Genomic DNA, 11,773 nt, shown 5'->3' with positions numbered 1-11,773 from the left:
CGGCGCCGCCCCTTCTGAGGTCCGGCGGCGCCGTCCGTTCCGGGCCCGCGGGCACCGTTCGTTCCGGGGCCCGGCGGCGCCGTCCGTCCGGAGGTCCGGCGCCGGGAGCGCCGGGCTCCGCCGATCAGGGCAGCATCCACCCCAGTACCGGTGTGGCCTGCAGCGCGATGATCCCGGAGAGCACCACCAGCATCCCCAGGCTCCAGCCGATCACCTTGCGCAGCAACGTGCCTTCCTCGCCCTCCATCTTCACCGCGACGGCGGCGATCGTGAGGTTCTGCGGGGAGAGCATCTTGCCCAGCACCCCGCCCGAGGAGTTCGCCGCGGCGAGCAGGTCCGGCGGCAACCCGGCGCCGTTGGCCGCGGTGACCTGCAGCGACCCGAACAGCGCGTTCGCCGAGGTGTCCGATCCGGTGACCGCGACCGCGAACCAGCCCAGCACCGGCGACAGGAACGCCAACGCACCGCCGGCCCCGGCGATCAGCAGCCCGATCGCGGTGGTCTGGGCGGACGCGTTCATCACGTAGGCCAGCGCCAGCACCGAGGTGACGGTGAGGATCGCCCAGCGCAGCTCGACCACCGTGCGCCACCACGTCGCCGCCGCGCGGCCGGCGCCCACCCGCAGCAGCAGCGCGACCAGGATCCCGGCGAGCACCATCAGCGTCCCGGCGGTGGAGAGCCACGTCAGGGAGAACATCGTGGTGCTGCTGGGCTTGCCCGCCGCGTCGACGACGTCGAGTCCCGGCCAGGAGAACGCGATCTTCAACGAGTCGATCACGCCCTTGAGCCCGGGCACCTGCGCCAGCGCGAACACGGCGACGATCACGACGTAGGGGGCGTAGGCGCGGCGGATGTCGGCGGGGGAGTCGTGGACCGGGGCGTCGTCCGCGGCGTCGCCACCACCGGTGCCCGCCGATGCGCCGACGCTCGCCCGGGCCGTCGCCGGCTCGCGCGCGGCCCACACCGCGTTCGGGCGCAGGCGCGCCATCAGCACGATGGCGATCGCGCCGAGGAACGAGGCGACGATGTCGGTCAGCTCCACGGACACGAAGTTCGAGGTGGCGAACTGGCCGATCGCGAACACCACGCCGCAGACCAGCGCCGGGGCCCACGCCTCGCGCAGGCCGCGCCGGCCGTCGACGATGAACACCAGGATCAGCGGCACGAACACCGCCAGCAGCGGCGTCTGGCGGCCGACGACGGACGCGACCTGGTCCAACGGCAGCCCGCTGACCCGGGCCAGCGTGATCACCGGAACACCCATCGCGCCGAACGCGACCGGCGCGGTGTTCGCGACCAGCGCCACCACCGCGGCCTTGATCGGCCGGAAGCCCAGCGCCATCAGCATCACCGACGTGATCGCCACCGGCGCGCCGAACCCGGCCAGGGCCTCGAGCAGCCCGCCGAAGCAGAACGCCACCAGGATCGCCTGGGTCCGGGTGTCCGACGACAGTGAACCGAAGCTGCGCCGCAGCACGTCGAAGTGCCCGGTCGCAACCGTCATGTTGTAGACCCACAACGCGTTCACCACGATCCAGAGGATCGGGAACAGCCCGAACACGGCACCGTGCGAGGCCGCCAGCAGGGACTGCCCGACCGGCATCCCGAAACCGGCGACGGCCACCACCAGGGCGACCGCGAGGCCCGCCAGCGCGGCCCACTGCGCCTTCAGCCGGAACCCACCGAGCAGGACGAACACCGTGACCAGCGGTAACGCCGAGAGCAGCGCCGAGAGCAGCAACGAGCCGCCCACCGCCTGCGGGTCCTGCTGGTACGCCGCGAGGGTGCTGGACGAGAAGGACAACGCCGACCATTCCGCCATGACCCGGGAGTGTGTCACCCGGCCGGAGGTTCCGCCCGACGCGACCCCCTGCGGGACAAGATTTCCGCGGACGTCGAGCGATCCCGGGGGCGCGCGGGCACCCCCGGGAGGACGGTCAGCTCCGCGGCACCTCGACACCCCGGATGCTGGCGTCGAGCAGCTGTACCGGGTGCAGCAGCGGGACCGGGCCGTGCGCGCCCTCACCGAGGTACTTGCGGATCTGGAGCAGGCAGCCCGGGTTCGCGGTGACCACCACGTCCGGCTTCGCGTCGCGGATCTTGCCGGCCTTGCGCTCGCCCAGCTCGGCGGCCGCATCCGGCATGATCATGTTGTAGATCCCGGCCGAGCCGCAGCACAGCGCCGCCTCGGCGATGTCGACGAGCTCGATCTCCGGGATCGTGCGCAGCACCGCTCGCGGCTGCTCCCGCACACCCTGGGCGTGCCCGAGGTGGCACGCGTCGTGGTAGGCCACCCGTCCCTGCACCGGCGTGCGCGGGGCGCGCGGGCCGCCGTCGTCGTCGCGGGAGTACAGCTCCGCCAGGACCTCGCTCACGTCGCGGACGCGGGCGCTGAAGGCCTCGGCGCGTGCGGCCCACTCGGGGTCGTCGGCGAGCAGGTGCCCGTACTCCTTCATCGACGAGCCGCAGCCGGCGACGTTGGTGACGATCGCGTCCACGTCGAGGGTCTCGAAGCGGGCGATCGTGCGCCGCGCCCGGCCCAGCGCGGACTCCTCACGCCCGGCGTGCACCTCCAGGGCGCCGCAGCACTGCTGCTCGCGCGGGACCAGCACGTCGCAGCCCTCGGCCGAGAGCACCCGGACGGTGGCCTCGTTGACGCGGTGGAAGAACACGTCCTGCACACAGCCCGAGAGCAGCGCCACCCGCGCGCGTCGCTTCCCGATCGCCGCGGTGTGCACGGGCAGCGTCGCGAACGCCTCGCGGAGCGTCACCGGCGGCAGCAGCGACTCCATCGCGGCCAGGCGGCCGGGGAGCTTCGCGGCGAGCCTGCGGACCGCGGGCACCGTCGCGAGCTTCTGGTACAGCGCGCCGGGCAGCGCCGCGGCACGCAGCCGCCTCTTGTAGGGGAACAGCGCGAAGATCGCCTCGCGGAACAGCGAGTCGGACTTCGTCCGGGTCACGTTCCGCTCGATCTGCGGGCGCACCGACTCGAGCAGCTTGTCGTACTGGACCCCGGACGGGCAGGCCGTCACGCACGCCATGCAGCCCAGGCAGTTGTCCATGTGCTCGGTGAACGGACCGTCGAGGCCGATGTCGCCCTTCTGGGCCAGGTCCATCAGCAGGATCCGGCCGCGCGGGGAGTCCATCTCCTCGCCCCAGAGCTGGTAGGTGGGGCAGGTCGGCAGGCAGAAGCCGCAGTGCACGCAGTCGTCGAGCAGCTCGCGCTCGGGCGGGCGGATCGCGTCGAACGCGCTGGGGCCCTGCTGCGGCATCTTCGATCCGGCGGAACCGGTGGGTGTGCTCACTTCGGGTGTGCTCACTTCGGTCGTCCTCACATCCAGGGGTCGAAGCGGCCGGGCGAGAGCCGGCCGTCCGGGTCGAGCCTGTTCTTGATCGCCTTCAGGAGCGGCAGGCCGGACGGGGCGGGACCCCAGGCGGGGGCGTCGAGATCGGCACTGCGCGAGCGCAGCGCCGACGTGCCGTGCGCGGCCGCGACCGCGTCGTGTGTCTCGGCGACGGCGGCGCCCGGGACGGTCACGGTCGCCACCCCGGTGCCGAGGCCGGCGGTGACGGCGGTGGCCGGCAGCTCCGCGACGAGCGGGGCCAGCCGGGTCGGTGCCGCACCGATCCGCAGCACGGCACCGTCAGGCGCCACGGCCGGGCCCCCTGTATCGCCACCGTCGCCACCGGGCCCGGGGCCGCCCGCGGTCAGCGCCGCGTGCTCGTCCCAGACCGACTCGTCGACCTCGTGCGCGCCGTCCCCGAGCAGCTCGACCAGGCGTGCGACCCGTAGGTGCAGCGTCGACTCACCGCCTTCGAGCCGGACCAGCAGCCGGCCCGGGTCGCCGGAGACCCACTCGCAGGCGATCGGCTCCAGCGGGCTCTGCACGAGCCGCGCGGTGTGCTCGGCCGCGGCCTGGAGCGGGCCCTCGACGGCGACGGTGGCGGTCGCCTTCGGGACCGGGTGCAGGCGCAGCACGACCTCGACCAGCACGCCGAGCGTGCCGTAGGAGCCGTGCAGCAGCTTGGCCATGTCGTAGCCGGCCACGTTCTTGATCACGTGCCCGCCGCTGCGCACCATCGTGCCGTCCGCGAGCACCGTCGTCGTGCCGATCACCAGGTCCCGCACGGAGCCGTAGACCAGTGCGGACGGGCCGGCGTCGGCGGTGGCCACCAGCCCGCCGACGGTGGCGCCGCGCCCGACGCGTGCGGCGTCGAGGGCCACGCGCTGCTGGTGCGTGCCGATCTCGGTGGCGAGGTCGCGCAGCGGGGTTCCGGCGTGCACCGAGACGGTCATGTCGCCCGGGTTGTGTGCGATGACGCCGGTCAGCCCGGTGGTCTCCAGCCTGGCGTCGATGTCGTGCAGGCGGCCTGCCCAGTCGGCGGCCGTACCGGCGCCGGCGACGGCGAGGCGGCCGGGAGTGTCCAGGACGGCGTCCCGGACCTCCCTCGGTGTGGTGGGGCGCAGCGTGGTGGGTGCGGCGCGGGTCATCTCGGTGGCCCTTCGTCGGACGGGACCGTCGGTTCGGACGGGTGCAGGGCGTGCGGGTTCACAGTCGCTCGACTTCACAGGCGCTCGATGTCACAGGCGCTCGATCGCGCCGTGCTCCTCGAGCGGGTGCGGGCGGTACTTGCCGGGCCGCTCGCCGCACAGCCGCGGGGTCGGGAACAGCTTGCCCGGGTTGCAGATGTCGTCCGGGTCGAACGCGGCGCGGACCCGGTGGAACGCCTCCAGGTCCTCCTCGCCGAACATCCGCGGCATCGAGCAGGCCTTGTCGGTGCCGATGCCGTGCTCGCCGGACAGGGACCCGCCCATCTCCACGCACAGCTCGGCGATCCGGGAGGAGAGCGTCTCGGCCTGCTCGGCCTCGCCGTTGGCCTCGCTGTAGAGCACCAGCGGGTGCAGGTTCCCGTCCCCGGCGTGGAACACGTTCGCGACCCGGATGCCGGACTCGTCGGCCATCTCGGCGATCTTGTCGAGCACCTCGGACAGCCGGGTCCGGGGGACCACGCCGTCCTGGACGATGTAGTCGGGGCTGATCCGCCCGACCGCGGCGAAGGCGGCCTTGCGCCCGCGCCAGATGTTCGCGCGTTCCTCGGGGGAGCCCGCGATGTGCAGGCGGGTGCAGCCGTGCTTGTCGCAGATGGCCTTGACCTGCTCGAACTGGTCGTCGCACTCCTCGGCCGTGCCGTCCAGCTCGACGACCAGCGCGGCCGGGGTGTCGAGTGAGTAGCCGGCGCCGGTCGCGCCCTCGGCGGCCTCGATGGCCAGTGCGTCCATCATCTCCACCGCGGCCGGCACGATCCCGGCCGAGACGATGTCGGAGACCACCTGCCCGCCCGCGGCGACCGAGGGGAAGTCGGCCAGCAGCGTGCGCATGGTCTCCGGCGTGCGCAGCAGCCGGACGGTGATCTTGGTGGTGATCCCGAGCGTGCCCTCCGAGCCGAGGAACACCCCGCGCAGGTCGGGGCCCTGCTGCTCGGCGGAGTCACCGCCCAGGGTGACCAGCGACCCGTCCGGGAGCACGACCTCGAGCGAGAGCACGTGGTTGGTGGTGAACCCGTACTTGAGGCAGTGCGCGCCGCCGGAGTTCTCCGCGACGTTGCCGCCGATCGTGCAGACCTGCTGGCTCGACGGGTCCGGCGCGTAGTAGAGCCCGAACGGCGACGCGGCGGCGGTGATCTCCAGGTTCGTCACGCCGGGCTCCAGCACGGCGCGGCGGTTCTCCACGTCGACCTCGAGCACCCGGTTGAGCCGGTTGAGCCCGATCACGACGCCGTCCGCGACCGGCAGCGCGCCGCCGGAGAGCCCGGTGCCTGCGCCGCGGGCGACGAACGGGACGCCGTGGCGTGCGCAGACCTTCACGCAGCCCGCGACGGCCTCGGCGGTGCGGGGGAGCAGGACCAGCTCGGGCACCACCCGGTAGCCGGTCAGCCCGTCGCACTCGTAGGTGCGGGTCCTGATCGGGTCGGACAGGACGTCGGCGGCACCCAGGACGCCCACGAACTCGTCGACGATCCGGCGATCCAGTGGCATCTCTGCACTCCTTGTCGCGCACGTGGTGGTGGGCGGCCGAAACGGGTACCCGCACGGCAGGCGGTCGGACGGTGCTGTGGCTGCTCGGTCGTCGCTCGAGTGTGCCGTCGCCTCTCCCGGTGGGACGAGACTACGACGGCGCACCGACAGTCCGCCCGGCCGGAAGTTCACGACGTGACGCCGGGAACTTCCATGATGCGAAAACTTACTTCCACTGGTAGACAGTGGACCAGATCGGGCCGTGCCCCACGCAGAGAGGATGGTCACAGTGGCTGACGCCGCCGGACTTCAGGTGGACGACGAACTCCGCGCCTTCGTCGAAGGTGAGCTGCTCGCCGACGTGGACGTGAGCGCCGACGCCTTCTGGGCGACGCTCGCGGCGCTGCAGGAGCGGTTCGCGCCCCGGATCGCCGAGGCTCTCGCGCTGCGCGACGACCTGCAGGCCCGGATCGACGCCTGGCACGCCGAGCACGGCGCGGGCTCCCGCGGGGACTACGAGAAGTTCCTGACCGAGATCGGCTATCTGAAGCCCGAGCCCTCGTCGACGCCGGCGATCGACGTGGACCGGGTGGACCCGGAGATCGCCGAGGTCCCCGGCCCACAGCTGGTGGTGCCCTCGACCAACGCCCGCTTCGCGCTCAACGCCGCGAACGCCCGCTGGGGCTCGCTGTTCGACGCCTACTACGGCACCGACGTGCTCCCGCAGGACCACGAGCTCGCCAAGGGCTACGACGAGAAGCGCGGCGCCCAGGTGATCGCGGCCGCCGACGAGCTGCTCGACGAGCTGTTCGGGCTCGCCAAGGGCTCGCACGCCGACGTGACGGCCTACCGGGCCTCGACCGAGGGTCTCGTCGCCGACACCGCCAACGGGACGGTCGGCCTCGCCGACACGTCCGCGTTCGTCGGCTTCCGCGCGACCGACGCCGAGGGCAGGGGCGCGGTGCTGCTGGTCCGCAACGGCCTGCACGCCGAGCTGACGATCGACCCGACGACGCAGGTCGGGCGCCAGCACCACGCCGGTGTCTCCGACGTCGTGCTGGAGTCGGCCGTCACCACGATCGTCGACCTCGAGGACTCGGTCGCGACCGTCGACGGCGAGGACAAGGCGCTGGCCTACCGCAACTGGCTCGGCCTGATGACCGGCGACCTGACCTCGGAGTTCTCCCGCGGCGGCGAGACCGTCACCCGCCGCGCCCACCCGGACCGGTCCTACACCGGCGCCGACGGCGCGGAGCTCACGCTGCCCGGCCGCTCGCTGATGCTGGTCCGCACCTGCGGGCACCACATGACCACGAACGCGGTGCGCACCGCCGGCGGCGCCGAGGTCAACGAGGGCGTGCTGGACGCGCTGGTCGCGGCCACCGCGGCCCTCTACGACCTGCAGGGCAAGGGGCCGCACACGAACTCCCGCGCGGGCAGCGTCTACATCGTCAAGCCCAAGCAGCACGGCGCCGACGAGGTCGCGCTCACCGTCGAGCTGTTCGCGGCCGTCGAGGAGGCACTCGGCCTGCAGGCGAACACCCTCAAGATCGGCATCATGGACGAGGAGAAGCGCACCACGCTCAACCTCGCCGCCTGCATCGCCGCGGCCCGCGAGCGCGTCATCTTCGTCAACACCGGCTTCCTCGACCGCACCGGCGACGAGATCCACACCTGCTTCGCCGCGGGACCGGTGCTGCGCAAGGGCGACATGAAGTCGACGACCTGGCTGCAGACCTACGAGAACCGCAACGTCGACGTCGCGCTGGGCGCCGGGTTCAGTCACTCCGCGCAGGTCGGCAAGGGGATGTGGGCCAAGCCCGCCGCGATGGCCGAGATGCTGGAGCAGAAGATCGGGCACCCGAAGGCCGGCGCTAACTGCGCCTGGGTGCCCTCGCCGACCGCCGCGACCGTGCACGCGCTGCACTACCTGCGCGTCGACGTGCACGCCGTCCAGGACGAGCTGGCGTCGCGGAAGACGGCCGACCGGCGCGACCTGCTGGAGCTGCCGTTGTCGGACCCGTCGACGCTGTCCGACGCCGACCGCACGCACGAGCTGGAGACCAACGCGCAGTCGATCCTCGGCTACGTCGTGCGCTGGGTCGGTCTCGGCATCGGCTGCTCCACGGTGCCCGACCTGGAGGGCGTCGGTCTGATGGAGGACCGCGCCACGCTGCGGATCTCGAGTCAGCTGATCGCGAACTGGCTCGGCCACGGCGTCGTCGACGAGAAGACCGTCCGCGACACGTTCGCGCGGATGGCCGCCCTGGTCGACGAGCAGAACGCCGGCGAGCCCGGATACCCCCCGATGGCCGACGACCTGGACGGCAGCGAGTCCTTCCAGGCCGCCCTGGAGCTGGTGTTCACCGGGAAGTCCGAGCCCAACGGCTACACCGAGCGCACCCTGACCCAGTGGCGCCGGCGCGCGAAGGCGAACGCCTGACCCTGCAGTGACGACGACCGTGACGTTCGTAGCGACCACCGCTACGGGCGTCACGGTCGTTCGCGAGGTTTCCTACGAGGAGGGACACCGGTGACCGGCGAGGAGCGGGCGACCGCACGGGCCTGGATGCGCCCGGCGGTGGCGTTGTTCGGCGTCGCCTACGGCGCCAACCAGTTCAGCCCGCTGATGGTCATGTACCGGGAGCAGGGCCACTACCCGGCGACGGTGGTGGCCGCGTTCTTCGCCGTCTACGTCGTGGGGCTGGCGCCCGGGCTGCTGCTCGGCGGGCCGGCGTCGGACCGCTGGGGACGGCGACGGGTGCTGCTCCCGGCCGCGGCCGTGTCGATCCCGGCCAGCGCGGTGATCGCCCTGGGCGCGTTCTCCGAGGTCCTGCTCTACGCCGGGCGGTTGCTGTTCGGTGTGTGCATCGGCGTCGCGATGGCGGTGGCGACGACGTGGGTCAAGGAGCTCTCCGGGCCTCCGCACGACCCGTCCGCGGACGCCGGTGCGGGCGCTCGCCGCGCTGCACTGGCCCTGACCGGCGGTTTCGGTGTCGGGCCGCTGGTCGGTGGGCTGCTGGCGCAGTTCGCGCCGCTGCCGATGGAGCTGCCCTACGTCGTGCACGTCCTGTTGATGGTCCCGGCGGTGTGGTGGCTGGTGCGCGCGCCGGAGACGCACCCGTCCGGGACGCGGTCGACGCGCTCGCTGCTGGCCGACCTGAAGGTGCCGGCGACGGGGCACCCGCGGTTCGTGTGGCTGGTGCTGCCCGCCGCGCCGTGGGTGTTCGGTGCGGCGTCGCTGTCGTTCGCGGTGCAGCCGACGACCCTGGGCGACGCCGTCGGCTCCTACGGCCTGCTGATCGCCACGCTGATCACCGGCGTGACCCTGGCGTCGGGCTTCCTCGCCCAGTCCCTGGCCCGCCGGGTGGACGCGCGGTCGCGCCTGGCGGGAACCCGGATCGGGATCGTGCTCGTGGTCGCCGGGACCCTGGTGGCCGCGCTGACCGCGGCGACGGCCTCGATCCCGGTCGCGTTCGCCGGTGCGGTGCTGCTCGGGGCCGGGTACGGGTTCACGCTGCTCTCCGGTCTGCAGGAGGTGCAGCGGATCGCCGCGCCGGAGCACCTCGCCGGTCTGACGGCGGTGTTCTACACACTGACCTACGTCGGCTTCCTGCTCCCCCTGGTGCTCTCGGCACTGACGCCGGTGGCCTCGTATCCGGTGCTGCTGGGTGTGGTCGCGGTGATGCAGGTGGTGTGCCTGGGCCTGGTCGTCGTCGGGGCGCGGCGGGTCGCCCGCCCACCGGCGGCGGTCGTCGAGACGGTGCGGTGAGCCCGCAGCGTGGCATTCACCCGCCACCACCGGCGATGAGCATCGGGACCCGATCGGGGTAGTACTCGATGTGCCCGCCGTGGCTGGGCACGTTCCAGAACCCGGCGTTGGTGACGTCGGTGCTGTCCGGATCGCCGGTGGGCAGTACCTGCCCGGCGAAGGCCGGGTCGGCCATCCACAGCACGCCGATCCCGAACAGCCCGACCTCCGTGGCGGCCGTGGGCCCGGTCGCGGTCCGGTCCGGCTCCCACCGCGGTGAGGACGCCTCGTGCTCGATCCGGTGCCGGGCCAGCGTGTCGTCGCCGGCCACCGGTCGGAACGGCACCGTCCGGCGCCCCCACCACCAGGCCACCACGGACAGCGCGACCAGCACCAGGACCAGGTACCCGACCGAGCCACCCACGATCCCGGCCGGGACCAGCCCGGCGACCCCCACACCCACCAGCGCGACGAGCCAGGTCCGCCAGCGCGTGATCGCCGCGCGCTGCTCGTCGCGCAGCAGCAGACCGCGGCCGGTCATCTCGTCGCGCAGCGCGGTCAGAGCGTCCTCGACCGGGCCGGCGGCGGCCAGGTCGGTGCCGTTGCGCGGAGTTGCGGCCGAACCCAGGACCGCTCGTTCCAGGAGGTCGGGCGCCGCGCCGCCGACGTCCCGGCCCGGCGGCGCGGCGGAGACGAGGTGGTCGACGATCCGCACCCGGCCGGACACGTGCAATGCGGCCAGCGCCGCCAGTAGGGCCAGCCGTGGCCCGCCGTAGAGGTAGGCCAGCTCGTACGGGTCCGGGCCGTCGGTGTCGGCGTCGTCAGGCGGGGCGGCCCGCAGGACGGCCCGCCGTCGCAGCACCGCCGAGCCGACCGCCGCCGCGGCGACCGTCAGGTAGGCCACGAGCCAGAGCACCGACGCAGTGGTCGGGAGCCCGCCGTCGGGCGCGGCCAGGATCGTCGTCACCACACGCTCCCTCCGGACCGATCGGATCTCGTCGCGGGCAGTGATGGTGCCACGCACCACCGACAGGACGCCGATCTCGACGTGTCATCGGAGTCGGTTCCGCGCCACCAGCTCCGCCCCCAGACGTGCGAGCTCGGCCCGCACCGACTCCGGCTCGACGACCTCGACCGCCGCGCCCCACCCGGCGAGCTCCTGGGCGATGGACACCGGGGTCGGCGCCGCGACCCGCACCCGCGCGCGGCCGTCGTCGGCGATCCCGATCTCCTCGCCGTGCCGGCCGAACCGGTCGCGCAGGATCGGCGAGAGCCGTGCCGCGATCAGCACGGTCGCCGAGAGCATCGAGCGTCGCTGCTCCATCTCGTCGACGACCCGGCCCCACTCGCGGGAGAGCTCGAACCCGTCCGGGCGGTGCGCGACCTCGCCGGTCACGGTGACCGTCACCATCCGGTCGACGCGGAACGTGCGCTGCCCGTCCTCGGTGCCGGCGACGAGGTACCAGACGTCGTCCTTGTCGACCAGGCCCCACGGGTCGACGACGCGGTGCGAGCGGCGGTGGTCGCGACCCTCGTAGACCATCTCGACCTTCCGCCTGCGCACGACGGCGTCCTGTAGCGCGTCCACCGTGGCGGGGCGTTCCCGGTCCCGCGCCCCCCACCGCGCCGCGTCGACGACGACGGCGTCCGCCGCGGCCTCCGCGTCGGCCCGGAACGTGTCCGGCAGGGCGCCGACGAGCTTGCGCAGCGCGGAGCGGACCGGCGGCGCGACCGACGCGGCGGGCCCGGCGAGCAGGAACAACGCGGTGGCTTCGGTCGAGGTCAGGCCGGTCAGGTCGGTGCGGGCGCCGCCGAGGAGCGACCACCCGCCCCCGCGCCCGGCCTGGGCGTAGACCGGGACGCCGGCGCTCGACAACGCCTCCAGGTCACGACGGGCCGTCGCCACCGACACCTCGAGCTCCCCGGCGACCTCGGCGGCGGTCGCCCGGCCGCGGGCCTGCAGCAGGAGGACGGTCGCCACGAGCCGGTCCGCACGCATGAGCCGA

Annotated in this window: 8 protein-coding genes; 2 read left to right on the top strand and 6 right to left on the bottom strand. The window is 73.3% G+C overall.

Annotation, left to right across the window (positions count from 1 at the left end; genetic code table 11):
- Window positions 1-124 precede the first annotated feature (124 nt).
- From I4I78_RS23110 to I4I78_RS23095, 4 genes are all read right to left on the bottom strand, one after another.
- Window positions 125-1,822: an L-lactate permease gene (locus tag I4I78_RS23110; protein WP_218613569.1), complete on the bottom strand. Its 1,698-nt coding sequence runs from the start codon at window positions 1,820-1,822 to the stop codon at window positions 125-127.
- A 115-nt stretch (window positions 1,823-1,937) separates the two neighbouring features.
- Entirely contained in the window at window positions 1,938-3,272 is a 1,335-nt protein-coding gene (locus tag I4I78_RS23105) for a (Fe-S)-binding protein (protein ID WP_218613572.1), read from the bottom strand.
- A 59-nt stretch (window positions 3,273-3,331) separates the two neighbouring features.
- Window positions 3,332-4,492, bottom strand: a complete 1,161-nt coding sequence (locus tag I4I78_RS23100) for an FAD-binding oxidoreductase (protein WP_218613568.1) — start codon at window positions 4,490-4,492, stop codon at window positions 3,332-3,334.
- Between the two features lie 90 nt (window positions 4,493-4,582).
- Window positions 4,583-6,037: an FAD-linked oxidase C-terminal domain-containing protein gene (locus I4I78_RS23095; RefSeq protein WP_218613567.1), complete on the bottom strand. Its 1,455-nt coding sequence runs from the start codon at window positions 6,035-6,037 to the stop codon at window positions 4,583-4,585.
- A gap of 268 nt (window positions 6,038-6,305) precedes the next feature.
- Between I4I78_RS23095 and I4I78_RS23090 the strand changes: the two genes are divergently transcribed.
- Window positions 6,306-8,459 carry a malate synthase G gene (locus tag I4I78_RS23090; RefSeq protein WP_374225896.1) on the top strand — a complete coding sequence of 718 codons (2,154 nt, stop codon included), beginning with the start codon at window positions 6,306-6,308 and terminating at the stop codon, window positions 8,457-8,459.
- Between the two features lie 90 nt (window positions 8,460-8,549).
- Window positions 8,550-9,788: an MFS transporter gene (locus I4I78_RS23085; protein WP_308252300.1), complete on the top strand. Its 1,239-nt coding sequence runs from the start codon at window positions 8,550-8,552 to the stop codon at window positions 9,786-9,788.
- Between the two features lie 16 nt (window positions 9,789-9,804).
- Here I4I78_RS23085 and I4I78_RS23080 read toward each other — a convergent pair whose 3' ends face one another.
- Together I4I78_RS23080 and I4I78_RS23075 are read right to left on the bottom strand one after the other, a co-directional pair.
- The gene (locus I4I78_RS23080; RefSeq protein WP_218613565.1) at window positions 9,805-10,734 is read right to left on the bottom strand and encodes a TIGR04222 domain-containing membrane protein; all 930 of its coding nucleotides are present in this window, start codon (window positions 10,732-10,734) and stop codon (window positions 9,805-9,807) included.
- Between the two features lie 84 nt (window positions 10,735-10,818).
- Entirely contained in the window at window positions 10,819-11,766 is a 948-nt protein-coding gene (locus I4I78_RS23075; RefSeq protein WP_218613570.1) for a YafY family protein, read from the bottom strand.
- Window positions 11,767-11,773 lie beyond the last annotated feature (7 nt).

Source organism: Pseudonocardia sp. KRD291 (assembly GCF_019263595.1).
Taxonomy (GTDB): Bacteria; Actinomycetota; Actinomycetes; order Mycobacteriales; family Pseudonocardiaceae; genus Pseudonocardia.
The sequence above is the reverse complement of the archived record's forward strand: the minus strand, read 5'-3'. Positions and strand labels throughout refer to the sequence as shown.